This window comes from Nocardia halotolerans (assembly GCF_042650145.1).
Classification (GTDB): domain Bacteria; phylum Actinomycetota; class Actinomycetes; order Mycobacteriales; family Mycobacteriaceae; genus Nocardia; species Nocardia halotolerans.
The window spans coordinates 53,465-80,215 of record NZ_JBHSDL010000002.1 but is presented as its reverse complement, the minus strand read 5'-3'; the positions used below and the strand labels follow the sequence as shown (position 1 = coordinate 80,215).

Sequence of the window (26,751 nt, the reverse complement as noted above, 5' to 3'; positions counted from 1 at the left end):
CGTCACTGCTCGGTGTCGTCGTCGGTGCGGGCGCCGGAGACCCGGATCACCCCGGCGTCGAGGTCGAGGTCGATGCGGGGTTCGCGCGGTTGGCCGTCGCTGTCGCCGCTGCCCTCGTTCTGCAGCTTCTGACCCGGAAACAGCTCACCGATGATGCCCACGTCTCCACGATAACCGCGTCGGCCGGTCTTCGTGGACGTGCCGGTCATCGTGGTGTCGACGCACCGGCGGTTCGGATTCGAGCATCTGGGTGATCCGGTCGAGCAGGGTTTCGAGACGGGGTTCGATGCCGGTGCCGTTGCGCGCCGACACCGTGAGTTCGGTGTGCCCGTCGAACTCGGTGAGCCCGAACAGCAGCGGCATCGCGACACTGTGCTGGGGGAGCACGAACAGTCCGGTCGGCCGGAAGCCGGGCACGGCGAGGTCGTCGGCGCGGAAACGGCCCATGTGCGACACCGTGGCCGAGGCCAGGTTGCGGCCCGCGCGTGCCCCGAGCCAGTTCGTTGTCCGCAGTACAGTGCGATTGACCGGATCGGGTACCAGGGTGATGCGGGTGTTGGCCAGCTGGTCGAGCTCCGATCGCGCCGCCAGTCCGGTCTTGATCTGATTCTTGACGTGCATCCAGTCCTGGCCGGGAGCGATGTCGAGGAACAGCGGCAACGCGAGGTTGGCGGTGGAGCGCAGCGCCGGATCGTGGCGGCGCAGGTCGACCGGCATCATGATGCGCGAGGTGCCCGGTGTTTCGGCGGCCAGCAGCGCGCAGACCCGGGCGAGCGCACCGGGGCCGGCGGCTGCCACCCGCCGGTGCCGCAGCAGGTGGCGGGCCGAGCCGCGACGTTGCCTGCCCCGGCCGACCGCGCTGCGGTAGCGCGGGACCATCGGGGTGGGTTTGCCTGTGGCGCCGAGCCGGGCGACGAGCTCCTGGTCGGCCACCGGGTCGGTGTGCGGGACCGGATCGTCGCCGCGCAAAGCGCGCAGGACGTTGGTCGCCCACGCCAGCATGCCGACGCCGTCCATCACCCCGTGGAAGACCCGGAAGATCAGGGTCACCGGTGCGGCGGTGAGCAGCAGCACCTCCATGGTCGTCCCGGGCGACATCGGTGCGGTGAGCACCGTGTCGGATTCGAGTGCGGGAGAACGCAACAGGTGATCATCGACCACCTGCACGGTGGGGGCGACACCGCTGTCGACCCACCATGCGCCCTGGCGGCGAAGGCGGGCACCGGGTGTCACCTCGGCGGCCGCCGCCACCGCGCGCCGCAGCCGTTGCGGGTCGATGTGGCCCTCGCCGGGCACCACCAACTGCATCAGGAAGGGGGGAGCCAGCTCGCGCATGGGGAAGTACATGCGTTCGGTGGTCGACAGCGGTCGACGAAAGGCGTTGCCGCCGTTCATGGTTACCTCCGGTGCGGGACGCTTCGGAATTACCGCAGCGTCCTGGTCAACGTTTCGATGCCACCCTGGGTGTCGAGCCAGGTCAGGAACCCGGCCAGTCCGGTGTCGCGGTCCGTCACCGGGGTGTAGCCGAGTTCGGTGCGCGCGGCGCCGGAGTCGTAGGTGGCGGTGCGTGTCATCAGGGCGACGGCGTAGCGCGACAGGGGTGGGGCCCAGCGTCGCGCCACGGCCGGAACACGCCACACGAGCTCGACGGCGGCGACCACAGCGGTCAGCACCCGCTGATTCGGCCGGCGTGTGGGCGGCGCGAGGCCGAGGCGCCGGGCCACGTCGCCGAGGAACCGCCACACATCGGTCTTCTCCGCATCGGCGATGAAGTAGGCCTTGCCGCCGACATTCTGCGCGGTCACCGCGAGCAGACAGGCGTGAACGATGTTGTCCACGTGACACAGTGACGCCTCGACCGTGCGACCGTAGGACAGATCGGGCAGCGTGCCCGCGGCGGTGCGCCCGAGCAACCGTACGATCGGCCCCGACCGGTCGCCCGCCCCCCAGATCGCCCGCGGGCGCAGGGCCACGGTGGTGAAATCGGTTGTGGCGGCGGCGAGTACCTCGCGCTCGGCGGCCGCCTTGGTCTCGGAGTAGTGATTCAGGTAGCGCCGCGGATACGGCAGGGTTTCATCGACATCGATCTGGTCGCCACCGTCGCGATCCATCAGTGCGCTCGGGCTGGACACGAAGACGAACCTGCTCGCCCCGCCGCGGCGGGCGGCATCGAGCAGCAGCTCGGTCGCCCGCACGTTCTCGACCCAGAACTGGGCCCGGGTGCCGCGTTCCTCGACCCGGGCCGCGCTGTGCACCACCGCGTCCATCCCCGCGCAGGCGCGTCGCAGTGAGGCGCCGTCGGACAGGTCGCCCTCGATGACGCGCACCCGGTCCAGGACCGCGGCGAGATCGTCGAGCACGCTGGTCGGGCGCACCAGAATCGACACCTCGTGGGCGTCTTCGGCGACCAGTGCGCGCACCAGTGCGCCGCCGAGGAAACCGGATGCCCCGGTGACCAGGATCTTCATATCCGCACATCCCATTTCTTCGCCGCCCACCGCGCGAGCTGTTCGCGGCCGATCTTGGCGTTGTGCCGGATGTCGACCGGGAAGCCGGGATGGATCAGGAACTCGGCGATCGGCGCGACAGTGTCGAATTCGGTGGCCCGCGTGCGTAACCGGGTCTGTGTGGCGACCGGATCGGCTCCGGGCTCGAGTTCCACGCACAGTACCGGTCGCTGCGCACCGGGAGTCCCCACCCCGACCAGTGCGGTGCGGGCGACACCGCGTACGGCATTGAAGACTTGTTCGACCTGCACGGTGAACATCGGCCCGTGCGCGGTGCGCACCCGCTGGCTCTTGCGCCCGCAGAACCAGATTCGGCCCAGCTCGTCGATGCGGACCAGGTCGCCGGTGCGATGCCAGATCCGGTCTCCGTCGACGATCTTGCCCACCGTGTTCGCCGCCGGCGGCCAGAAGTACCGCGCGCTCACGTGCGGTCCGGCGACCACGAGCTCGCCCACCTCCTGCGCGTCGACCGGGAGTCCGGCCTCGGCCCAGCTCGCGACCGGGTCGTCGGTGATCGCGAGCAGGCGCACCTCGACATTGTCGGTGGGGCGCCCGATGCAGGTGCCCGCGCCCTGCTGGGCCTGCTCGACCAGTCCGTCGAGCAGTTCACGGGATTCGATGGTCGACAGCGGCAGCGCCTCGGTCGAGCCGTACCCGGCGTAGATGCGCGCTTCGGGCCGCAGTACCGAGCGCAGTCCGGCGACGCACCAATGCGGCACCGGTGCGCCACCGGAGAACACACTGTCGAGGGTGTCGAGGTCGGTCGGGTGCGCGCGCAGCCGGGCCAGCAGCGGAATCAGGACCGCGGGTGAGGCGAACATCGTCCGGACCCCGAAGCGCTGGATCGCGTCGACCACGTGCGCCGGATCGGTCGAACCGACCTTGCTCGGGATCAGTGGCGGCAGTACGCACCGCGAACCCAGCAGCAGATCGAGCACGCCGACCAGTGGCAGGGTCACCAGCGAGGTGTCCGGCGGGGTGTGCCCGCGGGCGGCGTGTACCTCCTCGACCATTGCGGCGAGGTTGCCGTGGGTCAGTTCGACTGCCTTGGCCGGGCCGGTGCTGCCGGTGGTGAAGCCGATGATCAGCAGCTCGTCGGGGTCGGCGGGGGTATGGGTGGGCAATTCGCCGGCCGGGGTGCGGCCCCACGACCGCAGTGTCGGCCCACGCCAGAACCAGCGGCGGCCGACGGTGAGGGTGGTCCGTACCTGCCGGAAGCTGCGCGGGAACAGCACGCGCAGGGCATGGGCCTGCGGAATCCCGATGAACGCCTCGGCGGCCACCGCGCGCAGGCAGTGCACCATGCGCCGCACTCCCATCCCGGGGTCGATCACCACCGGCACCGCGCCGATCTTCAGCAGCGCGAACAGGATGGCGTACAGCTCGGGGCTGGGCAGTACGAGCACGATGGTGCGGGTCCCGCTGCGCACGCCCGAGCGGGTCAGGTGCCCGGCGATCGCGTCCGACCACCGGTCCAGCTCGCGGTAGGTGATGCGCCGGTAGTCGGGCAGGCCGTCGGCGGTCGTGCCGTCGGGGTAGATCACGGCCGCGCGATCCGGTTCGGTACGGGCAAGGTCCCGGAATCGGTCGATGGTCTGCCAGTAGGTCGCCGTGGTCACGCGGCGGTCTCCGCGGGCAGACGGTAGACGGTGGCCGCGGCCGACGGGCCGGCTCCTGCCCCGACGAACAGTACGTGCGTGTAGCCGTGGAGGGAATCATCGGTGACGGCGCGAGCGTAGGCCAGCGGCAGCGCGGCGGTGTGCGGGTCGCCGTCGGAGAGATCGGGGATGCGCACCCCGCCCTGGTCGATGCCCAGTGTGTCGGCGAGGCGCTCGGGGAACTGCGGGCTCGGGGTGGAGGCGATCAGCGCGATGCGCGCACCGTCCACCCCGGCCAGGGCCGCCCGCGCCACCTCGGTGGCCACGCCGAGGACACGGTCCTCGAAGTCGGGTTCACGTTCGACCGTCATCAGGGTGCGGCCGACGGTACCCATGGTGGCGGTGTCGACATAGGCGGTCGCGGCGGGACTGCCCGGCGCGGTGGTGATGTGCACCGGACCGAACCCCGCCGGGCCATCGACCTGCTCCAGCAGCATCGCGGCTCCGGCGGTGGCGTAAGGGAATTCGGCGTCCGCGCCGGAGCGGGTGAGCGAGGGATGGGTGTCGCCGGCGACGATCAGTACGTGCTCGGTGCCCGCCGCCAGGATCGCGCCCGCCACCTGTACCGCGTTGACGACGCCGACCGCACCGTTCATCAGATCGAACGACAAGGTGCGCGGGTCGTCGCGCGCGTAGTCCAATCCGATGCCCGCGGCTTTCTGGATCAGCGCCGCCACGGCGGGCTCCACGGTGTTCGAGTCACGGAAGATGCCGGTGTTGATCAGCACGCCCACCTGGTCCGGACGCACCCCTGCCTGCTCGAGACAGTGCCGGGCGGCCCGGCCGCCGTGCTCGACGATGCTGTGGGTATCGGTCGACCTGCTGGTGCCGACCGCTCGGATGCACACGCCCATGACGAACCTCAGACCTTCAGACGGGAAATGGTGGCGGACAGGAAGCCCGCGACGACACCGGAGGCGGCGGGCACCATCAGCACCTTCGCGCCCGCCTCGATGCGCTGCTCGGCGAGCTGATCGTGCAGCACGATGAAATGTGATGTCGTCGAGGTGTTTCCGTACTTCTCGAGCACATTGAGGTCCGGCGGCATCGGCGTGCCGAACTCGCGCGCGGCGATCGCGTTGAGATAGGGAACGGCCGCGGCGCCGAACTGGTGGTGGATGATGTAGTCGAATTCCTCGTCGGCGAAGCTGCGCCCCTGGTCCTCGAGGAAACGGCCCTGCGCGTCGGGCCACAGCAGGAACCTGGCCTCGTTGTGCATCTTGCGGTTGTCGGTGTAGAGCGCGACACCGGAAGACTTGTCGCTCGGCATGCCGAGGCACAGCTGCGAATGCTCCGCGGCGGTGAACAACTCGATGTAATGAATCTCGTCGTCCGCGTCGACCGCCTGGTCCAGCACCACCGCGCACCCGGAGTCGCCGACCGAGAGCGAGGCGAACTGCAGGTCGTACTTCTCCGAGATCTCGTTCACCGCGGTCTCGGCGATCGGGGTGATCGACTCACCGCTGACGACCATCCCGTTGCGCACCACACCCGCGCGGATCATCCGGTCCAGCAGGTAGACGCCGGTGAGCATGCCCGCGCACGCATTCGACACGTCGAAGGTGATCGCCCGCCCGGCGCCGAGCTCCTCGCCGATCGAGGAGGCGAAGGAGGGTTCCATGTACATGCGGGTGCCGTCGTTGCTGCGGGTGATCGAGCAGGAGATGATCACCTCGAGTTCGCCCGGCGCGTAGTGCGACCGCTCCAAGCAGTCGCGGGCGGCGTTGATCGCGAGCGTGAACGAATCCTCCCGGCTCTCCGGTCGCGTATCGCGAACCCGTCGCTCCTTGATTCCGGTGATGCGCTCGAGATCGAACGCGGGTGGCTCACGCAGACGGGAAATCAATTCTTCGGTGGTCACGATATTCGAAGGGAGATAGGCGCCGATGGATTCGAAACGGGAATGCGCCACGGAAAACTCCTGAAAGTCGAAAGGGGTGCCTGAGACGTTGCGGGCCTCGATGTGAGGGCGACATTACCGGACGGTTGCCGGGTCGCGGGTCGTCGCTCACGGCACCCCGGAGCGGCTCTCCGGCCGTTGAAACGCATTGTGAGCCGACATATCCCGAATGCTCGGCAACTGTGAAGCTACACGGCGAGAAGGGCGCCACTGCTGAAGATTCCGCAGGTGCGGAGCCATTTTCCGCGGCCGCGGTCGCACGTGCCTGTGCCCGGGCAATCGAACGCTACACGGGATTGCTGGGCGGATTCGGGTACCCGCAATGGCTGGTACGGCGTGAGAGACCTCACCTCGGCATCGCCCCGAGCATGTTCACGGCTTTGTTTCAGGCGCGGAAATACAGCTCACCACTTTGTCGCGGGCGACTATCGATGGACATTCGGCTGGCCCGGTCGGCCGCCACGAGCATCGGTCCGGGCAGTGGCCACACGGCGCCACCCGCCGGCGAATAGTCTGATCGCCGTGACTTCGCCACCGCCGCAGGCCATCGTCGTGATCACCGGGATCCAGGCCGCCGGGAAATCGACTATCGCGCAACTACTGGCCGAGCGGCTGCCCCGCTCGGTGCATGTGCGCGGAGACCTGTTCCGCCGCATGGTGATCGGTGGCCGGGCGGACATGACACCGCAACTCACCGAGGAAGCGGTGCGCCAACTGCGCCTGCGCCACCGGCTGACTGCCGTGACGTGCGACGAATACTTCACCGAGGGATTCACGGTGCTCGCTCAGGACGTGGTCCTCGGCGCGAACCTCACCGAGCTGGTCCAGCTCATCCGGCACCGGCCACTGTTGGTCGTGGTGCTCGCCCCACGGCCGACCGCGGTCGCGGCCCGGGAAGCGGCCAGGGGCAAGAACGCCTACAACGAGTGGACCGTCGAGTTGCTCGATGCCGGTCTGCGCAACGACACACCGCGGCTGGGGCTGTGGCTCGACACTTCCGACCAGACACCGGAGCAGACCGTCGAGGAGATCCTCGCCCGTGCCTGGACCGAGGCCGTGGTCAACTGAGTCCCGCTCAGCTCAGACCGACCACACGGGCGAGGCGACGGTGGGAGTCGAGGCGGGCGGCCCGGTCGAAAGTGCTCGTGTGGACCAGGATCTCGTCGGCGCCGGTGTGGGCGATCAGTTGCTCGAGCGCTTCGGCGACCTCGTCCTCGGTGCCGTGGATCTGATCGCCGACGGCCGCTGTGAACATCCGGCGCTGCCGGTCGGTCATCGACAGCGTCTCGATCTCGGTGGGCGAGATCAGGGCGGGGAATTCGCCGCGCGTGCGCGAGTAGGCGCTCGACCATGCCTCGGGCAGCAGCAGGCGGCGAGCCTGTGCGGTCGAATCGGCCACCATCACCGTGGTGGAGACGACGACGTAGGGACGCTCGGCCTGGGTCGACGGCTGGAATCGGTCGCGGTAACGCTCGATCGCGTCGAGCATCGCTTGCGCTCCCGAGACGGGTGCGATCACCAGTGGGAGCCCGAACCGTGCCGCTCGCAGTGCCCCGGAGCCGGTCGCCAGCAGAAAGGCGGGCACCGGTGCTGCTTCGGCGGCCCCGGCGTGTACGCCGCCCCTGCCCGCGTCGAAGTAGTCGAGCAGTTCGCTCAGGCGCGCGTCGAAGTCGTCGGCATCGGTGTGCGCCAGGGCGCGGCGTACGCCGTCGGTGAAGCCGACCGAACGCCCCAGTCCCATGTCGACGCGGCCGGGAAACAGTGCGTCGAGCACACCGAACTGTTCGGCCACGACCAGCGGCTGATGGTTGGGCAGCATCACCCCGCCGGTGCCGACGCGGATGCCGGTGGTGGCCGCCGCGACCGCCGCGGCCAGCACCGTGGGGGCCGTTCCGGCGACCCCGGGCACACTGTGGTGCTCGGCGACCCAGAACCGGTGGTAGCCCCACTGTTCGCTCGCTCGGGCGAACTCCACCGTCTCGCGCAGTGCCTCGGCCGGAGTCTGCCCGCGCCGCACGCGCGAGCGGTCCAGGATCGAGAACCGAACCGAATCGAGTGCCGCAGCCATACCAGGGACAACGCCCACGACGGTCACAGATTCCTCGGTGTGCCCCGCACGGAGATTCGCAGGTTTCGACACACACCAACGTTGGTCCAACCTTGGGCACCCATAGTGTGCACCGAACAACCACCGTCGAGAACGTGCAAGGAGCGCACCATGGGGCACCACACCGGGTCCGTACACCGCGAGCGACAACACCAGGGCCGCAAACTCGAATACCGTCACCGTGCGGTCGAGACCACCGACGAGGCAGGCGAGGTACTGCACCTGCTGACCGAGATGCACGGTCCCGTGGTGCTCTACCTGGCGCCCGAGGCCGACGGATACACCCCGGTGTGCCTGCGCCGCAGCGAATTCCGGCCCAATGCCGGTGATGTGCTGGCCGGGCAGACCGCGTGGCACACCGAGCTCTGGATGGCACACCGATTCCACACCGGGTTCGAGGACATCGACGTCAGCGTCGATGTACGGCGCCGGACCGGGTCGGTGCACCGGGGCCCGTCACTGGAGTCCGACTGCGGTTTCCTGTTCACCCTGCGCATCCGCGACGAGCGTCGGGCACTCGCCGTAGAAGCCTCCTGAAGCCCTGCGGCTCACCAGAATCGCGGCGACAGTCCCCAGTCTGCGAACTCTGCGGCCAGCAACTGTCGCAGCGTTTCGCGAGTGGGGAAGCGGTCGGGGTCGGCGCCGGTGACCACCAGGGTCGCGGTGTCGTCGTCACAGGAGAAGGCGAGATTCACACCGACCTCGACCCGGCGGAACAACTCGACCGGACCAGGGTTGACCACCGGGCGCATGATCACGTCGCGGGCTCGGTGCCCGCCCAGCACGGCGATCTGCTGCGCGGTGCGGCCCATGTTGGTGCACAGGCACTCCGGTGCCTTGGCGGTGCGCGCGAACTTGTGCAGCACCACCTTCGGCAGCAACATCTGCACCGGCTGCAGATGCTGGATCGGTGGAATCGTCGCCGGATCGCCGTATGCGCGTCCCGCGGCTTTCAGCGCGGCGCGCACGGCGGGCAGGTCGGTGCGCTCGCCACGGCGGTAGGTGACCGAGATCGGCAGGCCGGTGGTGGCGTTGGCGCGCGGGTCGTCGGCCCCGCGCATCGAGTGCGGGATGTCGACCCGCACGTCGGCGCCGTCGGAGATGCGCCCGCTGCGCCCGAGCAGCCCGACGGCCACCCCGACCAGCAGACCGTTCGAGGTGCCACCGTGCGCCGCGGCGACGGACTCCCATTCGGCGAGGTCTACCTGCACGATGGCATCGGCGGCTTGCCAGGTCGGTGCGTGCGGCAGCAGCGGCTCGGCCGGACGCGGGTTGCGGGCCGGTTCGCTCACCCCGCGAGCGCGCCGAGCCGCCCGCACCCCGCGCACGACCGCACGCAACTGCCCACACGCGTCGGCCAGATCGGCGGCCGACCGGCGCCGACCGGCCACCGGTCCGACCAGCCGGCCCGCGCTCGCGCCGCGATCGGGTTCCTCGCCGCGATTGAGCCGGTCGAGGGAGTCCACGATCGCGTGCATCATGCCGCCACCGTCACAGGCCACATGGGAGGCGACGAGGGTGACCACGGTGGCGCCGGACTCGGTGTGCGCGCCGGAGAGCTCCCACACCAGACCGCGGGCCGGATCGAACTCCACCGCCGCCCGGTCCAGATACCAGTCCAGCACCGCGTCGTCGGGCACCGGTGTGTCCGACCAGCGCAGCGGCAGCGATTCGGTGGCGGGCTCCCAGTGCGCGCGGGCGATCGGGAAGCGGGTGGTGCGCACCCGCCGCGCGATGAATCCGGTAGCCAAGTGCGCGTGCCAGCGGGCCAGCAGGTCCGGGTCCAGGGCGGTGTCGAACCGGTAGGCCAGCTGGTTGACCAGCGCGTTCGGGTAGAGGCTGTGCAGCTTGAAGAACAGGTCGTCATCGGCGGTGATCCGGTTCAGACCGGTGTGGGGGGCGGCCACCGTGGCGGCGGGGGAGGTGACGGTCATCGGGTACTCCTGATCGGGACTGCTCGTCAGCGGGAACGCAGGGTGCGCACGGTCAGCGGCGCGAAAACGGCGACGACCACCACCGAGGCCACCAGCGACCACCAGGCATCGGTGCCGACGGTGCCGTCCGCAGCCAGCGTGCGCACCGCCGACACCAGATACGACACCGGGTTGACGTCGGAGACGTGCCGCATCCAGGTGGGCATGGCCGCTTCGGGCACCAGCGCGTTCGAGGCGAAGCCCAAGAAGGTGAGCACCAGCATGGACATGCCCTGTACGGCGGCGGGGCGCGCGATGGTGGCGCCGATGAAGGCGAACAACCAGCTGATGGCGGTGGTGGCGAAGACCACCAGCACCGCACCGGCGAGGAATCCGGCGGTGTGCTCGGGGCGGTAGCCCATGGCGAAGCCGACGATCACCAGGGTGGTCGCGGCGATGAGATACCGCACCGCCCCCGCCAGCAATGCCCCCGCAACCGGTGCGGAACGCGCGATCGGCATGGCGACGAACCGGTCGAACACGCCGGTGCGGATGTCCTCGGACAGTTGCACCCCGGTGGCCACCGACGAGGTGAGCACGATCTGGACGAGCACGCCGGGAATCATCAGCGGCAGATACGCCTGCGTACTGCCGGCGATGGCGGTGCCGAAGATGGAGCCGAACAGGATCGGTCCGACGATGGGCAGCGCGATGGCGTCGTAGAGCAACTGCGGACTGTGGCGGAAGGTGAGCAGGCCGCGCCAGGCCATCATCAGCGAATGGCGTAGGGCGGCGAGGGGACCGACCCGGGTGACGCGGGGTGCGCGCACGACGCGGGTGGCGGTGTGGTCGACGGTGAGAGTCATGGCAGGGCTCGAACTTTCACGAAGGGCACTCATGCCGCGTCGGCACTGTCGGTGGTGCGCGCGTGGCCGGTCAACGACAGGAACACTTCGTTGAGATCGGGACGGTCCACCGCGAAACCGCGCAGGGTGATCCCGGCGGTGCGGCAGGCGGCGACGATGTCGGCGCCGAGCGCGACCTCGCCCAGGGTGATCGTGAGGGTGCCGCTCGACGAGCCCTCCGGCACCGTGCCGGTGAGGTCCTGGATGAGCGCTTCGGCGCGCCGCAGGTCGGCGGTGTCGGGGATGTCGAGGCGCAGAACCTGTTCGCCGATCGAGGATTTGAGCTCGGCCGGGGTGCCTTCGGCGACCAGGGTGCCCCGGTCGATGACCGCGATCCGGTCGGCGAGCGCGTCGGCTTCCTCGAGGTACTGGGTGGTGAGCAGCACCGTGGCGCCGCGTTCGACCAGGCCGCGCACGATGCCCCACATGCGGTCGCGGGTGTGCGGGTCCAGGCCGGTGGTCGGCTCGTCGAGGAAGATCAGCGGTGGCACGGTGATCAGCGTGGCGGCCAGGTCGAGGCGGCGGCGCATGCCGCCGGAGAACGCGCTGACGCTGCGCCGCGCCACGGCCGTGAGCTCGAACTCCGCGAGCAGTTCGTCGGCCCGGTGGGCGGCGGCGCGGCGCGACAAGCCGAGCAGCCGGCCGAACAGCTTCAGATTCTCCGCGGCGCTGAGGGTCTCGTCGACCGAGGCGTACTGGCCGGTGAGCCCGATCATCGAACGGACCGCGGTGGCCGCGCGGACCACGTCGTAGCCGAACACCTCGGCGCTGCCGCGATCCGGGCGCAACAGGGTCGCCAGCATGCGCACGGTCGTCGTCTTGCCCGCCCCGTTGGGGCCCAGCATCGCGAAGACCGAACCGGCCGGGATGCTCAGGTCGACACCGCCCACGGCGGTGAAGTCGCCATAGGATTTGCCCAGTCCGCTGGTGCGGACGGCGATCTCGGTGCTCACTGCGGCCTCCCGGCGTGATCGAACTCGGATATCGGGATGGTCAGAGGCGCGATGGCTTCCACTTCGTCGGCCGCGCGCGCGACCCCGTCGGCGGCGAAACTCGCGGCGTAGGCGGCGGCCCGGGACACCACGTCCGGCTCGGCCACGCGGTCCAGCAGCGCGGTGAGCCGGTCGGCATCCACGTCCGCGGCGCGCGTGGTCGCGGCCAGACCGCGTCGCGCCAGCGCGCGACCCCAGTACGGCTGATCGGCCTGGACCGAGCAGATCACCTGCGGCACACCGGCGCGCAAGGCGGCCGCGGTGGTGCCTGCCCCACCGTGGTGCACCGCGGCCAGGCAGCGGGGGAACACCGAGGCGTGGTCGACCTGATCGACGATGGCCGCCTGGGCCGAGAGCAGCGGTTCGATACCGGCCCAGCCCGCGGCGAGCAGCAACCGGCGCCCACGCCGCGCGCAGACCGCGCCCAGCATCCGCACCAGCGCCGCCGGGTCGTCGACGGCCATCGAACCGAAGCCGACGTAGATCGGTGCGGCGCCCGCGTCGAGCCACGCGGCCAGCGCGGGATCGACCGGGCCGCCGAGGAAACCGTCGGCGTCGACGGTGAACCCGGTGACGGGGTGACGGTCCGGCAGTTCGGCGGCGAGCCCGGGAAACAGCTCGACGTCGTAGGCCTGGATGGACACCCGGCCCGGCAGCCGACGCTGCGCGCCGCCGAATTCGGCGAGGGGCTGGGCCAGCGCGGCGTCGCGGGCCCACCGCAGACTCGACCAGATCCGCCGATTGAGCGCTCCGGGAACTCGGGCGCCCCAGGCCGCGGAGACCACCGGCACCGACCGGTTCGGATGGATCGGGAAGAAGTGCACGGCGGCCAACGGCAGACCGGCGTTGCGGGCGGTCCGCTCGGCGGCCTCCTCACCGGCCATCCCGGTCACCAGCACGTCGTGGCCGGGTGCCAGCGCCAGCAGATCGCGTGTCGCCTCGGCCACCCCGCGCCGCTGCAGATCGAGCACCGCGCGCACCCGTTGGCGCGGGTCGGCACTGCGGAAGCGGCGGTCGGCGTGCTGGGTGCGCAGCAGCTCGGCGCTGTCACGCCCGAAGCCGACCGCGCACATGCCGTGGGCCGTGGCGAATTCGACCAGATTGGGCGAGAGTGCCAGCGTCACCGCGTGCCCGCGAGCCGAGAGCTCGCGGGCCAGCAGGATGCCGGGTTGGGCATCGCCTCTGCTTCCGGTGAAGGCCAGCAGCGCTCGCATACTCAGCCCGCGCTCAGCGCCGCCGGCGCGTCGACGGGCCGTGCGGCGGCCACCGGCGCCGCGATCGTGGTCACCGCGTACATCGCCCTGGCGAACTCGGTGAGGAATCGATCCATCACCTCCGCGGGCAGACCCGCCGGGTAGCGGGTGGAGACATAAAGGCCGTCGGGGCCGCGCACCACCCAGAAGTAGACCTCCTCGGTGGAGTAGGACACCGCGCGCAGGGTGCGTCCGCGCAGGTCGGCGACCAGCTCGTAGTCCGGCAGCATCCGGATGTCGAGGAAGGACGCGCCGAAGGTGGGGCCCTCCACCGCGCCGACCATCGCCAGCGACCGGCCCCAAGAAGCATCGTTGCAGGTGTGGGCCCGTTTGAGCGAGGACCGCGTCACCTCCAGCGCGGCCGCCATATCGGCGCCGGCGGGCAGGGTGATGTCGACCGGTACGACATTGACGAACCAGCCCATCGATTCGAGCCAGGTCAGGTCGGGGCGGGTCGCGATCGGCATCACCGTGCGGAACCGGTCCTCGCCGAACACCGCCCGCGAGGCGACGGCCAGAGCCGCGAAGACGGTCACCGAGAGCCGGTGCCTGATCCGGTTCAGCACCTGCTCGACCTCCTCGAGTTCTTCGATGGTGAGCAGGGTGCGCGAAACGCTGGGCTGGGCGTGCTCGCCGTCGAGTTCGGCGACCCGATCGGCGGCGAAGCGGGGCATCGGTGAGCCGGGCGTCCCGAGGAACTCGCGCCACACGGCGACGGCGGGGGAGTCGGGGGTGAGCTCCTCGGCCGCGGCCCGCTCGCGCACGGCATAGTCGGCGGGGCTGCCGAAGGTCGCCGAGTCGCGAATCTCCCCGCCGGTGCGCACAGCGGTGTAGAGGGTGCGCAGTTCGAGGATGAGCACAGCCTGGGAGTAGGCGTCGAGCACCGAGTGATCGGCGCCGACCAGCACGGTGAAGTCGTCGGTCTCGTGGGTCACCGTGGCGAGGAGCAGATGCGGCCACACCAGCGCCGAGAGCCGCGATTCCAGGACCTCGCAGAGATATTCGTTGATCTGATCGCCGTCGACGAGGCCGGGCACGGGCGCGCCGGTGACCTGCACGGTGCCGGGTGCGGTGGTCACGCGGTGGTAGCCGCCGTCACCGGTGGGCACCGCGGTGGTGCGGAAACCCTCGTGGCGGTCGTGCCACAGCCGTAGCGTGGTGGCCCAGGCCTGTGCGTCGAGCGGGGCGTCCATCTCGAAGATGGTGCCGATCCAGCGACCGCGACCGGGCCGGGGATCGTCGGGTTCGAGGAAACCGAGGTACTGCTCGTGGACGCTGGCCAGCGGACGTTCGTCGTCGCGCCAGGCGTCGGAGCGGGTGAGTTCGGGCGTCCAGATCGTCAGCTCGCCGCGGCGGATCAGAAATTCGGACAGGTGCGTGTATTCCATGCGGGTCACCTCATGAGAACTGTGCCGAGAACGGCGCGAAGGGGAGGCGGTGATCGCGGACGCGTCACCGGGGGCGTTGCTCTGGATCCCGCTTCGGATGTAGCCGGCGAACCCTGGGCTACCTGGGAGTCTATAACCGGATACTTTTTTGAAATATTGGTTAGTCACAACTCGGAGATGTGAAGAAGATCACTATTTACGATGTGACGAATCACAGTCCGGACCGCCTGCCCCTGAAGTAAGGGGCATTCTGTTCAGTCAGCGCGAAGTCATCGCCGGCTCGGCGCCGGCCGGCTCGGCGCGTACCGGCAACCAGGCGTCCACGAGCAGCCCCACCAGCCCGAACGACAGGCAGATCACCGACACCACCACCGCGACCGGGTGCGTGTCGCCGGCGAGCGAACCGGCCAGCACCACCGTCGCGATGGTGCCCGGCGCCGACCCGGCCACCGTCGCGATCGAATAGGGCAGCACCCGCACCGAGGACAGACCGCAGCAGTAGTTGACGATCGAGAACGGCGCGAGCGGGATCATCCGCAGCGCCGCGACCGCGAGCCATCCGCGCCGGGCCAGTCGCGCGTCCACCGCCCGCACCGCCGGGTGGGTCAGGTGCCGCGCGACCCGCTCGCGACCCAGTGCGCGCACCCCGAGCAGGGCGAGGGTGGCACTCACCGACGAGGCGCCGAGCGCGATGAGCGAACCGAGGAGCGGACCGAAGAGCACACCGCTGGTCACGGTGAGCACAGTGCGCGGAACCGGCGCCAACGCCACCACCGCATAGAAGAGGAAGAACAGCACGGGCAACAGCGGGCCCGCGCCGCCCGCCCAGTCGCGGATCTGCTCCGGACCGGGCAACGGAATCGACATCGCCACCACGAACAGCGCGGCGAGCCCGGCCACGGCGATGAGCAGGCGCGGGGAACGGATCAGTCGAGACACCCGCAGAGCGTACCGGCCGGTAGGGGATAGCCCCGGAGAGCGGACACCCTGTCACAGATAGCATCAGCGGGGAACCGGACACATCCTGGTTCGCCGTGGCTCCCCTTGTGGGAAGTCACGGATCGGCAGTACACCGGGGTGCGTCGTCGACTGGAAGAGAGAACAGCAGCTATGCCGATTGGTTCAGAGTCCGGGGCGGGACTCGCACCGGATCCGGTGCCCGAGTACGCCGCCTGGCGCAAGGGAGTGGCAGGCGTGCTGGCCAAAGTGCGGCGCGTCGATGCCGCCGAACTGCCCGCCGAGCCCGAGCATCTGCTCGACGAGAACACCTACGACGGGCTGACCATCGCCCCGCTCTACACCCGCCGCGACGAGCTGCCCGAGCAGCCGCTGCCCGGCGCCTTCCCCTACGTGCGCGGCGGCGATGCCACCCGCGATCCGCAGCGCGGCTGGTTCGTCGGCGCCTTCGTCGGCTCCGCCGATGCCGCGAGCACCAACCGCGCCATCCTCACCGGTCTGGAGAACGGCGGCAGTGCCCTCTCGCTCGGGATCGGCGCGCACGGCGTGCCCGTCACTCAGATCGCGACGGCGCTGTCGGGCGTCCTGTTCGAGCTCGCCCCGCTGACCCTGGTCGCGGGCGCCGAGGTGGCCGCAGGCGCCGAGCAGGTCTTCGAGGTGCTCGACGGTTACCCGCTCGACGACCGCGCCGCGATCCGTGTCGGCCTCGGTGCCGCCCCGCTGACCAGCGCCTTCGCCGGCGCCGACGATATCGGTATCGAGCAGGCCGTCGAGCTGGCGCGCCGCGCGATCGCCCGCCCGGAGTCGGTGCGCGCGATCACGGTGGACGGCACAGCGTTCCACGACGCCGGCGCCGCCGATGCCCAGGAACTCGGCGCGTCGATCGCGGCCGGCCTGGCTTACCTGCGCGCCCTGACCACCGCGGGCGTGGATATCGCCGACGCGTTCGGTCAGCTCGAATTCCGGTACGCCGCCACTGACGACCAGTTCGCCACCATCGTGAAGTTCCGCGCCGCGCGGCGCCTGTGGGCCCGGGTGGCCCAGGTGTGCGGCGCGCCCGGCTTCGGCGCCGCCCCGCAGCACGCGGTGACTTCGGCCGCGATGATGACCCAGCGCGACCCGTGGGTGAACCTGCTGCGCACCACCCTGGCCGCGTTCGGTGCCGGTGTGGGCGGCGCCGATTCGGTGACCGTGGCGCCGTTCGACTCCGCGCTGCCCGCCGGCGAACTCGGTGTCTCACAGTCGTTCTCCGATCGCATGGCCCGCAACATCCAGCTGCTGCTGCTCGAGGAATCGCGCCTGGGGCACGTGCAGGACCCGGCGGCCGGTTCCTGGTACGTCGAGTCGCTCACCGACGAACTCGCCGCCAAGGCATGGGAATTCATGCAGGAGATCGAGTCGGCGGGCGGCTACCCCGCCGCCCTGGACTCGGGTCTGCTCGCGGCTCGCATCGCCGAGACGGCCGCCGCCCGCGCCGCCGACATCGCGCACCGCAAGACCGCGGTCACCGGTGTGAACGAGTTCCCGAACCTGGCCGAGGCACCGCTGTCGGAGCAGGCCCGCGCCGAGGTGTCGCCCGCGCGCTACGGTTCCGCGTTCGAGGCGTTGCGCAACCGCTCCGATGCCTACCTCGCGGCGCAGGGTGCCCGGCCCAAGGCGCTGATCGTGGCGCTGGGCCCGGTCGCCGAACACAACGCGCGCACGATCTTCACCGCGAACGTGCTGGCCTCCGGCGGCATCGAATCGGTGAACCCCGGCCCGCTGGCCGTCGACGCCATCGCCGCCGCGGCGGCCGACTCGGGGGCGCGCATCGCGGTCCTGTGCGGTGCCGACAAGCGCTACGCCGAACAGGCGGGTGCCGCGGTCGAGGCACTGCGCGGCGCGGGAATCGACACCGTGCTGCTGGCCGGGCCGGAGAAATCGGTGGAGCAGTACAGCGGTACACAGCGTCCCGACGGGTACCTGACCCTGCGTATCGACGCGGTCGCGGTCCTGTCGCAGCTGCTGGAGAAGGTGGGAGCCTGATGACGACGTCCGATATCGAGCACCGGATCGGTAGTTTCGCCGACGTACCCCTGGCCGAGGGCGCCCCGGCAGCGGCCGAGGTGGACCCGGCACAGGTGGAGCAGTTCGTGGCCGAGGCCGCCGCGGCCAACCACACCACCGCCGACCAGCTCACCTGGGCGACCCCCGAAGGCATCGACGTGCCACCGGTGTTCACCAAAGCCGACCGCGACGCTGTCGTCGCGCAGGGCTACCCGCTCGACTCCGTGCCCGGCGTCGCCCCGTTCCTGCGTGGTCCCTACCCGACCATGTACGTGAACCAGCCGTGGACCATCCGTCAGTACGCGGGTTTCTCCACCGCCGCGGATTCCAACGCCTTCTACCGCCGCAACCTGCAGGCCGGCCAGAAGGGTCTTTCGGTCGCCTTCGACCTCGCCACCCACCGTGGCTACGACTCCGACCATCCCCGCGTCCAAGGTGACGTGGGCATGGCCGGTGTCGCGATCGACTCCATCCTGGACATGCGCCAGCTCTTCGACCAGATCCCACTGGATCAGGTGTCGGTGTCGATGACCATGAACGGCGCGGTGCTGCCGATCCTGGCGCTCTACGTGGTGGCCGCCGAAGAACAGGGTGTGGCGCCCGAGCAGCTGGCCGGAACCATTCAGAACGACATTCTGAAAGAGTTCATGGTCCGCAACACCTACATCTACCCACCCAAGCCCTCGATGCGGATCATCTCCGACATCTTCGCCTTCACCAGCGCGAAGATGCCGAAGTTCAACTCGATCTCGATCTCCGGCTACCACATCCAAGAGGCCGGTGCCACCGCCGATCTCGAGCTCGCCTACACCCTCGCCGACGGGGTGGAGTACATCCGCGCCGGTATCGCGGCGGGCATGGATGTCGACAAGTTCGCGCCGCGGCTGTCGTTCTTCTGGGCCATCGGCATGAACTTCTTCATGGAGGTCGCCAAGCTGCGCGCCGGGCGCCTGCTGTGGAGCGAACTGGTCTCGAAGTTCGAGCCCCAGAGCGCGAAATCGCTGTCGCTGCGCACTCATTCGCAGACCTCGGGTTGGTCGCTCACCGCCCAGGACGCCTACAACAACGTGGCGCGCACCTGCATCGAAGCGATGGCCGCGACCCAGGGGCACACCCAGTCGCTGCACACCAACGCCCTCGACGAGGCGCTGGCGCTGCCGACGGACTTCTCCGCCCGCATCGCGCGCAACACCCAGTTGCTGATCCAGCAGGAGTCCAACACCACCCGCCCGATCGACCCGTGGGGCGGCTCGTACTACGTCGAGTGGCTCACCCATCAGCTGGCCGAGCGGGCCCGTGCCCACATCGCCGAGGTGGAGGCGCACGGCGGTATGGCGCAGGCGATTTCGGAAGGCATTCCGAAGCTGCGCATCGAAGAGGCCGCCGCCCGCACCCAGGCGCGCATCGACACCGGGCAGCAGCCCGTGATCGGCGTCAACAAGTACCAGGTCGAATCCGACCACGAGGTCGAGGTCCTCAAGGTCGAGAACTCGCGGGTGCGCGCCGAGCAGATCGAGAAACTGCAACACCTGCGCGCGGACCGGGACTCGGCCGCCGTCGAGCAGGCGCTGGCCGAACTGACCCGTGCCGCGGCGTCGTCCGAAGGCGGGATGGCGAACAACCTGCTCGCCCTGGCCATCGACGCGGCCCGCGCCAAGGCCACCGTCGGGGAGATCTCCGACGCGCTGGAGAAGGTCTACGGCCGCCATCAGGCCGAAATCCGTACCCTGTCCGGTGTGTACCGTGACGAAGCAGGCAAGGCATCCAATATCGGCGCCGCCATCGCGCTCGTCGAGGAATTCGCCGAAGCAGAGGGCCGTCGCCCCCGCATCCTGGTCGCGAAAATGGGTCAGGACGGCCACGACCGCGGCCAGAAGGTGATCGCCACCGCCTTCGCCGACCTCGGCATGGATGTCGATGTGGGCCCGCTGTTCCAGACGCCCGAGGAGGTGGCCCGCCAGGCCGCCGACAACGACGTGCACATCGTCGGTGTGTCCTCGCTCGCCGCCGGCCATCTCACTCTGGTGCCCGCGCTGCGGCAGGCGCTGGCCGATGCCGGTCGCCCCGACATCATGGTCATCGTCGGCGGGGTGATCCCACCCGGTGACTTCGACGAGCTGTACGAGGCGGGCGCGGCGGCGATCTTCCCGCCCGGCACCGTGATCGCCGACGCGGCACTCGACCTGCTGCGCAAGCTCGGCGCCTCGCTCGGCCACGAGATCGGTGGCGGCACCGCGGAATGACAGCATGAACGAGGCCACGCAGGACGATCAGGGCAGCGCGCATCCTCGGCTCGGCACCACCGCGGGCGTGGGCGCCCCCCGTAACGGGGGCGGGGCTGTGGTGTCGGCGCGCCGGACCATCGACGTCGACGAACTGGCGACCGGCGTGCGGGCCGGGCAGCGTGCGGCGCTGGCCCGGGCCATCACGCTGGTGGAGTCGACCCGCTCCGATCACCGGGAGCTGGCACAGCAGTTGCTGCTGCGGGTGAGCGCGGAGCCGAGCGCGGTGGTATCGAACCGGGTCGGCATCACCGGGGTGCCGGGCGTCGGCAAGTCGACGTTCATCGACGCGCTGGGCATGCATCTGCTGGGCCAGGGGCATCGGGTGGCGGTGCTGGCCGTCGATCCGTCCTCCACCCGCACCGGTGGTTCGATCCTGGGCGACAAGACCCGGATGGCTCGGCTGTCGCTGGAAGCCGACGCGTTCATCCGCCCCTCACCCACCGCGGGCACCCTCGGTGGCGTCGCCAAGGCCACCCGCGAGACCATCGTGCTGCTCGAAGCGGCCGGCTACGACGTGATCCTGGTGGAGACCGTCGGCGTCGGCCAGTCCGAGGTGACCGTCGCCAACATGGTCGACGTGTTCTGCTTCCTCACCCTGGCGCGTACCGGGGATCAGTTGCAGGGCATCAAGAAGGGCGTGCTCGAGCTGGCCGAACTGGTGGCGGTCAACAAGGCCGACGGCAAGCATCAGATGGAAGCCAAGAGCGCGGCCCGCGAACTCCAGGGCGCCCTGCGCCTGATCCACCCGCACGACGCGTTGTGGAAGCCGCCCGTGCTCACCATGAGCGGTCTGGAGGGCGTGGGCCTCGACAAGTTCTGGGACACCGTCCTCGCGCATCGTCGCGTGCTCACCGAGGCGGGGGAGTTCGCCGAGAAGCGCCGCCGCCAGCAGGTCGACTGGACCTGGACCATGGTCCACGATCAGATCCTGCGCCGCCTCGCCGACAATCCCCGGGTGAAAGATGTTCGCACCGAGGTGGAGTCGGCCGTCCGTGCCGGAACCCTGACCCCCGCCCTCGCGGCCGAACAGATCCTCGACGCCTTCGACGCCTGACCGCGCGCTATTGCTCTACCCCGGGGCGGAACTTCTCGCTGGAGCCAGGCCGGTGCTGCGGTGGTTGCGTGTCGATGCTGTCCGCGTGGGGCTGGGCGGGGTCGATGAGGGCGGCGAGTTCGGCGACCGAAGCCTGTGCCGCCGAGACGAACGGTTCGAGGGCGGTACTCGCCCCCGCGGCACGGAGTTGTTCGGCGTCGTGAGTGGTGAACGCGGTGACCGCCACCCGCCCGGTGTAACCGTGCCGGCGCAGCGCGTGGAGCAGCGCCATATTGGTGTCGAGGGAAGGCACCGTGCTGACCACACACCGGGCACGGGCCAAGGGCAGGGTTTCGAGGGAATAGGTGTCTTCGGCGCTGCCGAAGATCGCTGTGACGCCGGGCGGGTGGTCCGCGGCGACCCGGCTCGGGTCGTAGTCCACCCCCAGAACCCGATACCCGGCGTCGCTGAGGCCCCGCGCGATCCGGCTACCGAACCTGCCCAGACCGAACAGGATGATCTCGGCCGCGCCGGAATCGGTGGCCGCGGTGTCGGCGACCCGCTTGCCGGTGCGGTCGAACACGGTGAGGAACCGGCCGATGCGGGCATAGATCTGGTGCGAATACAGGATGAGATAGGTGGAGCCGCCGATCGTCATCAGGCCGACCATGGTGATCAGACTGACCGTCGCGTTGGTGATGTGCCCCAGACTCAACCCGAGTGCGGCGAGGATCAGGGAGAACTCCGAGATCTGAGCGACGGTGAGCCCGGCCAGGAATCCCACTTTCACCGGGTACCGCATGATCGCCATGATCGCGATGACGATGAGCGGGTTGCCGATCAGCACGAACAGTGAGAACACCACCGCATCGGTGATCTGCTGCCCCGCGTCGGTGAACTCGAGCTTGGCGCCGAGGTCGAGAAAGAAGAACAGCAGCAGGAAGTCGCGCAGGCTCACCAGCCGGGCACCGAGCGCGTCCCGGTACTGGGTGCCGGCCAGCGACACACCGGCGAGGAAGGCGCCGACCTCGGAGCTGAATCCGAGCCATTCACTGAGCGCGGCCACCGACACCGCGTACGCCACCCCGAAGAGCACGAGCAGTTCTTGCGAGCGGGCGATGTGGTGCAACAGCCAGGGCATCACCCGCATCGCGAGCGCGACACCGGCCAGCAGCCCGAGGCCCTTGCCCGCCACGACCGCCATGTTCACGGCGACATTGCCGCCGGTCTGGCGGCCCCAGGCGGTGAGCCCGATCATGACCAGCACCACCACGATGTCCTGCACGATGAGAAAGCCGACCGCGATCCGGCCGTGCAGGTGGTCGAGTTCGCGCTTGTCCGAGAGCAGCTTGACGATGATGATCGTGGAGGAGAAGGTCAGCGCGACGGCGACGTACACCGCGGTGACGGTGTCCATGCCCAGTGCGATGGCGATCAGGTAGCCGACGACCGAGGTGAACAGCACCTGCCCGAGTCCGGTGGCCAACGCGACCGGGCCGGTGTCGCGGATCATGTGCACGTCGAGGCGCAGTCCGACGAGGAACAGCAGGATGGCGATGCCGAGGCGCGCCAGCAGCTCGATCGTGGTTTCGGAAGTGACCCAGCCTAGGCCGACCGGGCCCACCAGGATCCCCACTCCGATGAACGCGACGATCATCGGCTGTCGGAGCCGGGTCGCCAGCAGCCCGGCCGCCGCGGCGATGGCGAGCACGGCCGCGATCATCGGAAAGCCGTGCATGGCCGTCACGCCCGCTTGTGGTCGCCGCTGAGCTGGTCGAGCCGGCGTTCCAGATCCGCCAGCCGGTCCTGGACCGGAGCGCTGTGCAGCAGCTGAGCGAGCTGATCGGCCTCATCGGGTTCGAAGGTGATGACCTGCGCGGGAGTGTCGTGGTCGTCGGGGTGATAGATCACGATCTGCCGAGTCCCGTTCGGGCGGACGATCAGCCGGAATTGCGATCCGTCGCGACAACGGCAGTGGTGCAGCACGCCTGTCCCGGGAACCGTCGACAGGTCGATGTGCATCTGGGCGTCTCCTTCTCAGCGGCCGGCGCGCTGTACTCAGTCTCGACGCTGTGGTGGCATTCGAGCTATGGGTGCGAGTACCCATTTGTCGAGGCCGAAGCGCGCGGGCACGCTCATCGAATGGGTGCCGCGCCTCATGGACACCATCGTGGGCAACGATCACACTGGCCTCATGAGCGGTCGTATCGGTGCTGCGTTCGACCGATTCCGGGCGCGCACACCCGATACCGCACTGTTCGGTCGGGTCGTGGTCATCAACGGGCTGGTGTTCACCCTCGGCACGCTGGTGCTGGCGTTGTCACCGGCCTCGGTGTCCTCACGTGTGCGGCTGACCGAGGTTCCGGTCCTCGTGATCGGCCTGACGATCATCCTCGCCGCGAACGCGTTGCTGTTGCGATCCAGCCTCGCGCCGATCGACGAGCTCATCGCTTCCATGCGCCGGGTGGACCCGTTGCGTGGCAGCACCCGCCTGCGGGAAAGCGCCAACGGCGACTGGAGCCGGGTCATCGACACTTTCAATGCGATGGTCGAGCGCCTGGAAGCCGAACGCATCACGGCCAGCTCCTCCGCGCTGGCCGCACAGGAGAACGAACGCCAGCGCATCGCCCGTGAACTGCACGACGAAATCGGGCAAAGCCTCACCGTCGCCCTGCTTCGGCTGCGCCGCACCGCCGACCGGGCACCGGCCGAACTCCACGACGACCTGCACGAAGTGCAGGAAACCGTCCGCGCCTGCCTCGACGAGGTCCGCGGTATCGCGCGCCGCCTGCGCCCGGACGTGCTCGAGGATCTGGGCCTGCCCAGTGCCCTGTCGGCGCTGTGCAACGAGTTCGCCGCCACGGCGGGTCTCACGATCACCCGGGAGATCGACAGTGAACTGGGGCGCGTGGATGCCGACATCGAACTGGTCTGCTACCGCGTCGCGCAGGAATGCCTCACCAATATCGCGCGCCACGCGCACGCCGGCAGTGTCCGGCTCACCCTCCACTGCGACGACGGCACCTTGCTGCTGCGGGTACGCGACAACGGCACGGGCACGATCACGCGCGAAGGCGCGGGCATCCGTGGCATGCGCGAGCGTGCGCTGCTCGTCGACGCCGCCCTGACGATCCAGGCCCATCCGGGCCGCGGTACCGATGTTCGCCTAGCCATTCCCCTCACCCTGCGAAGGCCGCCGCCGTGACAACCTCCACCCGCATCCTGCTCGCCGACGACCACGCGCTGGTCCGCAGCGGCCTGCGCATGATCCTCGATGCCGAGCCCGACCTGGCCGTTGTCGCCGAAGCGGCCAACGGCGCCGAAGCGGTGCAACGAGTCGCCGACACACCGGTCGATCTCGCCATCCTCGACATCGCCATGCCCCGCATGACCGGACTGCAGGCCGCACGCGAAATCCATCGTCTGCACCCGCACGTGCGCATACTCATGCTGTCGATGCACGACAACGAGCAGTACTTCTTCGAATCCCTCAAGGCCGGGGCGTCGGGCTATGTGCTCAAATCCGTCGCCGACCGTGAACTCCTGCAAGCCTGCCGGGCCACCATGCGCGGCGAATCTTTCCTCTATCCGGGCGCGGTCACCGCACTCGTCCGCGATTTCCTGCAGCGCACGCACAAGGGCGAGCCCCTACCCGATGCCATCCTCACGCCGCGCGAGGAAGAAGTCCTCAAACTCATCGCCGAGGGACACAGCAGCCAGCAGATCTCCGGCGAGCTGAACATCAGCGCCAAGACTGTCGACCGCCACCGCGCCAACATCCTGCACAAACTCGGCCTCAGGGACCGGCTAGACCTCACTCGCTACGCCATCCGCGCCGGCCTCGCCGACCCCTGACCGGCTATGGCGCCGTCGGTCATCAGCTTCCGCGTCCGCCGCCCCCGCGACTGGCACCGGGCGCCTTCGGCTGGCTGGGGCGGCAGCGCTACCGCCTGGGAACTCGAATCCACGCCGACGGGCACCACGCTCACCGTGGTCCGATTCGATGCCCACCCTGGCCGTTTCGCCACCGGCGCCCAGCCTCGAGAGGACACCCGCGAACTGGTCGAGGCCCTGGCGCGATACCGGAGTACCGCATCCTGACTCAGCCGTGGTGCGTGGACCCCGTGTCCATCGCCATCGGCGCGGGCCGCTGGCCGGGGGCCAGGACCAGGAACTGGCCCATCATGCCCTGATCCTCGTGGTGGAGCAGGTGACAGTGGTACATGTACGGGTAGGTGGGGTCGGTGTGGTCGGCGAAGCGCATGGCCAGGGTGTAGGTGGTGCCGGAGCTGGTGTAGACGGTGTCCTTCCACCCGGACAGCGCGGGCGGCGGCGGCTTCCCGTCGACAGTGAGCACCTGGAACTGGACGTCGTGGACGTGGAAGTTGTGCGGCCAGTTGTCCTTGTTGCGCACCGACCAGACCTCGGTGGTGTCGACGGGGACGGTGAGATCGATGCGATTCATGTCCATGCGCTGGTTGTTGATCATGAACCATTGCAGGTCGAAGGACCGGGTCGCCGGGGTCGACGCGGCGGTCAGGGCTGTCATCGGGACGAGGGTCGCGGGTAGCGCCGCGGCGGGGCGCAGGGTGTCGGCCGCCCGCAGATCCAGGATGTCGAAGGTGTCGTCGAAACCGAATTCGGTGGGGCGGTCGATGCCGTCGCGGTCGGTGATCGGCAACGACCGCAACTTGAGGAGCTCGCCGGGGCTCATGGCCACCACCAGTTCGGCGCGTTCACCGGGGCTGAGCTGGAGTTGTTCCAGGGCAACCGGTTTCGGCAGCAGGCCGCCGTCGGTACCGACCAGGTGAAAGGTTCGCCCGTCCGCGAGCGCGAGATTGTAGAGGCGCCCCGACGACCCGTTGAGGATACGTAGCCGTACCCGTTCGGTGGTGACGGTGAGGTGCGCGCCGGCGATGCCGTTGGTGACGATCGTGTCACCCAGCAAGCCGATATCGGTGGGATCGGATTCGTCGATGCTGCCCTCGGCGGTGAACCGGCGGTCCTGGATCACCAGCGGGATGTCGTCGACGCCGTAGTCTTTCGGGAGAGCCAGGGCGTCGGCGTCCTCGTCGTCGATGAGGAAGAAGCCGGAAAGGCCACGCTGCACGTGCTTTTCGGTGGCACCGTGCGGATGCGGGTGATACCAGAGGGTCGCGGCCTGCTGCTGCACCGTCCACCTCGGTGTCCACGTCGCGCCCGGCGCGATCATCTGATGCGGGCCGCCGTCGAACTTCGCGGGCAGATGCATCCCGTGCCAGTGCACCGAGGTGGCCTCGGGCAAGCCGTTGGTGACGGTGAACTCCACCTGCTCACCGCGGCGAGCCCGCACGGTCGGCCCGAGCACCGAGCCGCTGTAGCCCCAGGTCGGGGTCGACGACCCGCGCAGCATCTCGGTGTTGCCGGTCTGGGCGCGCAGGGCGAACCGGCGCACACCGTCGGCGCCGAGGGTCGAGGGCGCGAGTGGCGGAATCGGCAGGGCTCTGGTGCCCGCCACCGCTGCGGGTGCCGAGGAGGTGCGCACCGAACATCCGGCCGCGTACACCACCGGCGTCAGGGCCAGTCCGGTGAGGAATCCTCGTCGCGTGACCACGTGTGCTCCATCTCTGCGTAGGGAACCTCCAGCCTCGTTGGGTTGCCGACGGCGCGACTCCGCCCGCGGGCCCGACCATGGACCGAAAACTCCGCCCGCCCGGCCCTTGCGAACCCGCCAGTTGCGTGCTAATTGCCGTCACGGCAGGGGTCGTTGCGGGCCGGATCGTGGGCGGGAACTCAGCCCAGCACTTCCGGACGTGGAGCCGGTGTGT

The 26,751-nt window shown here is 69.5% G+C and carries 24 protein-coding genes; 8 read left to right on the top strand and 16 right to left on the bottom strand.

The genetic code is table 11. The annotated features are described in order from the left end of the window. Positions 1-2: 2 nt before the first annotated feature. The 6 genes from ACFO5K_RS01380 to ACFO5K_RS01355 are packed head-to-tail and all read right to left on the bottom strand — an operon-like array spanning position 3 to position 6,077. Positions 3-161, bottom strand: a complete 159-nt coding sequence (locus tag ACFO5K_RS01380; RefSeq protein ID WP_378555260.1) for a hypothetical protein — start codon at positions 159-161, stop codon at positions 3-5. Next, the gene (locus tag ACFO5K_RS01375; protein WP_378555259.1) at positions 145-1,395 is read right to left on the bottom strand and encodes a peptide synthetase; all 1,251 of its coding nucleotides are present in this window, start codon (positions 1,393-1,395) and stop codon (positions 145-147) included. Before ACFO5K_RS01375 ends, ACFO5K_RS01380 begins: the two co-directional genes overlap by 17 nt. 29 nt (positions 1,396-1,424) lie before the next feature. Then, on the bottom strand, positions 1,425-2,468 hold the full coding sequence (locus ACFO5K_RS01370) for an NAD-dependent epimerase/dehydratase family protein (protein ID WP_378555258.1): 1,044 nt from the start codon (positions 2,466-2,468) through the stop codon (positions 1,425-1,427). After that, on the bottom strand, positions 2,465-4,126 hold the full coding sequence (locus tag ACFO5K_RS01365) for a fatty acid CoA ligase family protein (RefSeq protein ID WP_378555257.1): 1,662 nt from the start codon (positions 4,124-4,126) through the stop codon (positions 2,465-2,467). The genes ACFO5K_RS01370 and ACFO5K_RS01365 overlap by 4 nt, the downstream gene beginning before the upstream one ends. Further along, positions 4,123-5,019: a hypothetical protein gene (locus ACFO5K_RS01360; RefSeq protein ID WP_378555256.1), complete on the bottom strand. Its 897-nt coding sequence runs from the start codon at positions 5,017-5,019 to the stop codon at positions 4,123-4,125. Before ACFO5K_RS01360 ends, ACFO5K_RS01365 begins: the two co-directional genes overlap by 4 nt. A gap of 8 nt (positions 5,020-5,027) precedes the next feature. Next, complete coding sequence (locus tag ACFO5K_RS01355) at positions 5,028-6,077, bottom strand: 3-oxoacyl-ACP synthase III family protein (protein ID WP_378555255.1); 1,050 nt, start codon at positions 6,075-6,077, stop codon at positions 5,028-5,030. A gap of 510 nt (positions 6,078-6,587) precedes the next feature. Between ACFO5K_RS01355 and ACFO5K_RS01350 the strand changes: the two genes are divergently transcribed. Beyond that, the gene (locus ACFO5K_RS01350) at positions 6,588-7,133 is read left to right on the top strand and encodes an AAA family ATPase (RefSeq protein ID WP_378555254.1); all 546 of its coding nucleotides are present in this window, start codon (positions 6,588-6,590) and stop codon (positions 7,131-7,133) included. Positions 7,134-7,140: 7 nt separating this feature from the next. On the opposite strand, the gene ACFO5K_RS01345 is transcribed toward ACFO5K_RS01350, so the two are convergent. Then, positions 7,141-8,133 (bottom strand): LLM class flavin-dependent oxidoreductase, encoded by a 993-nt coding sequence (locus ACFO5K_RS01345; protein WP_378555253.1) that lies wholly within the window; start codon positions 8,131-8,133, stop codon positions 7,141-7,143. 150 nt (positions 8,134-8,283) lie between these two features. Between ACFO5K_RS01345 and ACFO5K_RS01340 the strand changes: the two genes are divergently transcribed. After that, a complete protein-coding gene (locus ACFO5K_RS01340) occupies positions 8,284-8,709 on the top strand; it encodes a DUF779 domain-containing protein (protein ID WP_378555252.1) in 426 nt (141 codons plus the stop codon). A gap of 11 nt (positions 8,710-8,720) precedes the next feature. On the opposite strand, the gene ACFO5K_RS01335 is transcribed toward ACFO5K_RS01340, so the two are convergent. The 6 genes from ACFO5K_RS01335 to ACFO5K_RS01310 form a co-directional block, all read right to left on the bottom strand. Continuing rightward, positions 8,721-10,106 (bottom strand): hypothetical protein, encoded by a 1,386-nt coding sequence (locus tag ACFO5K_RS01335; RefSeq protein WP_378555251.1) that lies wholly within the window; start codon positions 10,104-10,106, stop codon positions 8,721-8,723. Positions 10,107-10,132: 26 nt separating this feature from the next. Continuing rightward, a complete protein-coding gene (locus ACFO5K_RS01330) occupies positions 10,133-10,951 on the bottom strand; it encodes an ABC transporter permease (RefSeq protein WP_378555250.1) in 819 nt (272 codons plus the stop codon). A 29-nt stretch (positions 10,952-10,980) separates the two neighbouring features. Continuing rightward, positions 10,981-11,943: an ATP-binding cassette domain-containing protein gene (locus tag ACFO5K_RS01325; protein WP_378555249.1), complete on the bottom strand. Its 963-nt coding sequence runs from the start codon at positions 11,941-11,943 to the stop codon at positions 10,981-10,983. Further along, the gene (locus ACFO5K_RS01320) at positions 11,940-13,196 is read right to left on the bottom strand and encodes a glycosyltransferase (RefSeq protein ID WP_378555248.1); all 1,257 of its coding nucleotides are present in this window, start codon (positions 13,194-13,196) and stop codon (positions 11,940-11,942) included. The genes ACFO5K_RS01325 and ACFO5K_RS01320 overlap by 4 nt, the downstream gene beginning before the upstream one ends. Before the next feature lie 2 nt (positions 13,197-13,198). Further along, positions 13,199-14,623: a condensation domain-containing protein gene (locus ACFO5K_RS01315; RefSeq protein ID WP_378555247.1), complete on the bottom strand. Its 1,425-nt coding sequence runs from the start codon at positions 14,621-14,623 to the stop codon at positions 13,199-13,201. 258 nt (positions 14,624-14,881) lie between these two features. After that, positions 14,882-15,562 carry a TVP38/TMEM64 family protein gene (locus tag ACFO5K_RS01310; protein ID WP_378555246.1) on the bottom strand — a complete coding sequence of 227 codons (681 nt, stop codon included), beginning with the start codon at positions 15,560-15,562 and terminating at the stop codon, positions 14,882-14,884. A gap of 171 nt (positions 15,563-15,733) precedes the next feature. Between ACFO5K_RS01310 and ACFO5K_RS01305 the strand changes: the two genes are divergently transcribed. The 3 genes from ACFO5K_RS01305 to meaB are packed head-to-tail and all read left to right on the top strand — an operon-like array spanning position 15,734 to position 20,965. Next, entirely contained in the window at positions 15,734-17,605 is a 1,872-nt protein-coding gene (locus ACFO5K_RS01305) for a methylmalonyl-CoA mutase family protein (RefSeq protein WP_378555245.1), read from the top strand. Beyond that, positions 17,605-19,869 (top strand): methylmalonyl-CoA mutase, encoded by a 2,265-nt coding sequence (scpA, locus tag ACFO5K_RS01300; protein ID WP_378555244.1) that lies wholly within the window; start codon positions 17,605-17,607, stop codon positions 19,867-19,869. Before ACFO5K_RS01305 ends, scpA begins: the two co-directional genes overlap by 1 nt. Before the next feature lie 4 nt (positions 19,870-19,873). After that, positions 19,874-20,965 carry a methylmalonyl Co-A mutase-associated GTPase MeaB gene (gene meaB / locus ACFO5K_RS01295; protein ID WP_378555243.1) on the top strand — a complete coding sequence of 364 codons (1,092 nt, stop codon included), beginning with the start codon at positions 19,874-19,876 and terminating at the stop codon, positions 20,963-20,965. Between the two features lie 7 nt (positions 20,966-20,972). On the opposite strand, the gene ACFO5K_RS01290 is transcribed toward meaB, so the two are convergent. Further along, the gene (locus ACFO5K_RS01290; RefSeq protein WP_378555496.1) at positions 20,973-22,682 is read right to left on the bottom strand and encodes a cation:proton antiporter; all 1,710 of its coding nucleotides are present in this window, start codon (positions 22,680-22,682) and stop codon (positions 20,973-20,975) included. A gap of 5 nt (positions 22,683-22,687) precedes the next feature. Next, entirely contained in the window at positions 22,688-22,966 is a 279-nt protein-coding gene (locus ACFO5K_RS01285) for a hypothetical protein (protein ID WP_378555242.1), read from the bottom strand. A 172-nt stretch (positions 22,967-23,138) separates the two neighbouring features. On the opposite strand from ACFO5K_RS01285, the gene ACFO5K_RS01280 reads away from it, so the two are divergent. From ACFO5K_RS01280 to ACFO5K_RS01270, 3 genes are read left to right on the top strand one after another with little or no spacing between them, the layout of a single operon-like run. Continuing rightward, positions 23,139-24,149: a sensor histidine kinase gene (locus ACFO5K_RS01280; RefSeq protein WP_378555241.1), complete on the top strand. Its 1,011-nt coding sequence runs from the start codon at positions 23,139-23,141 to the stop codon at positions 24,147-24,149. Further along, complete coding sequence (locus ACFO5K_RS01275; RefSeq protein ID WP_378555240.1) at positions 24,146-24,799, top strand: response regulator; 654 nt, start codon at positions 24,146-24,148, stop codon at positions 24,797-24,799. Before ACFO5K_RS01280 ends, ACFO5K_RS01275 begins: the two co-directional genes overlap by 4 nt. A gap of 6 nt (positions 24,800-24,805) precedes the next feature. Further along, complete coding sequence (locus tag ACFO5K_RS01270; RefSeq protein ID WP_378555239.1) at positions 24,806-25,045, top strand: hypothetical protein; 240 nt, start codon at positions 24,806-24,808, stop codon at positions 25,043-25,045. Position 25,046: 1 nt separating this feature from the next. Here the strand turns inward: ACFO5K_RS01270 and ACFO5K_RS01265 are convergent, their stop codons facing one another. After that, positions 25,047-26,537 carry a multicopper oxidase family protein gene (locus ACFO5K_RS01265; protein WP_378555238.1) on the bottom strand — a complete coding sequence of 497 codons (1,491 nt, stop codon included), beginning with the start codon at positions 26,535-26,537 and terminating at the stop codon, positions 25,047-25,049. Positions 26,538-26,751 lie beyond the last annotated feature (214 nt).

Excerpts from the sequence above, each read along its gene's own strand:
- ACFO5K_RS01305 (WP_378555245.1), top strand. The coding sequence starts at position 15,734 with ATGCCGATTGGTTCAGAGTCCGGGGCGGGACTCGCACCGGATCCGGTG.
- ACFO5K_RS01320 (WP_378555248.1), bottom strand. The coding sequence starts at position 13,196 with ATGCGAGCGCTGCTGGCCTTCACCGGAAGCAGAGGCGATGCCCAACCC.
- ACFO5K_RS01340 (WP_378555252.1), top strand. The coding sequence starts at position 8,284 with ATGGGGCACCACACCGGGTCCGTACACCGCGAGCGACAACACCAGGGC.
- ACFO5K_RS01360 (WP_378555256.1), bottom strand. The coding sequence starts at position 5,019 with ATGGGCGTGTGCATCCGAGCGGTCGGCACCAGCAGGTCGACCGATACC.
- ACFO5K_RS01280 (WP_378555241.1), top strand. The coding sequence starts at position 23,139 with ATGAGCGGTCGTATCGGTGCTGCGTTCGACCGATTCCGGGCGCGCACA.
- ACFO5K_RS01370 (WP_378555258.1), bottom strand. The coding sequence starts at position 2,468 with ATGAAGATCCTGGTCACCGGGGCATCCGGTTTCCTCGGCGGCGCACTG.
- ACFO5K_RS01375 (WP_378555259.1), bottom strand. The coding sequence starts at position 1,395 with ATGAACGGCGGCAACGCCTTTCGTCGACCGCTGTCGACCACCGAACGC.
- ACFO5K_RS01315 (WP_378555247.1), bottom strand. The coding sequence starts at position 14,623 with ATGGAATACACGCACCTGTCCGAATTTCTGATCCGCCGCGGCGAGCTG.
- ACFO5K_RS01270 (WP_378555239.1), top strand. The coding sequence starts at position 24,806 with ATGGCGCCGTCGGTCATCAGCTTCCGCGTCCGCCGCCCCCGCGACTGG.
- ACFO5K_RS01285 (WP_378555242.1), bottom strand. The coding sequence starts at position 22,966 with ATGCACATCGACCTGTCGACGGTTCCCGGGACAGGCGTGCTGCACCAC.
- scpA (WP_378555244.1), top strand. The coding sequence starts at position 17,605 with ATGACGACGTCCGATATCGAGCACCGGATCGGTAGTTTCGCCGACGTA.
- meaB (WP_378555243.1), top strand. The coding sequence starts at position 19,874 with ATGAACGAGGCCACGCAGGACGATCAGGGCAGCGCGCATCCTCGGCTC.
- ACFO5K_RS01345 (WP_378555253.1), bottom strand. The coding sequence starts at position 8,133 with ATGGCTGCGGCACTCGATTCGGTTCGGTTCTCGATCCTGGACCGCTCG.
- ACFO5K_RS01290 (WP_378555496.1), bottom strand. The coding sequence starts at position 22,682 with ATGCACGGCTTTCCGATGATCGCGGCCGTGCTCGCCATCGCCGCGGCG.
- ACFO5K_RS01330 (WP_378555250.1), bottom strand. The coding sequence starts at position 10,951 with ATGACTCTCACCGTCGACCACACCGCCACCCGCGTCGTGCGCGCACCC.
- ACFO5K_RS01335 (WP_378555251.1), bottom strand. The coding sequence starts at position 10,106 with ATGACCGTCACCTCCCCCGCCGCCACGGTGGCCGCCCCCCACACCGGT.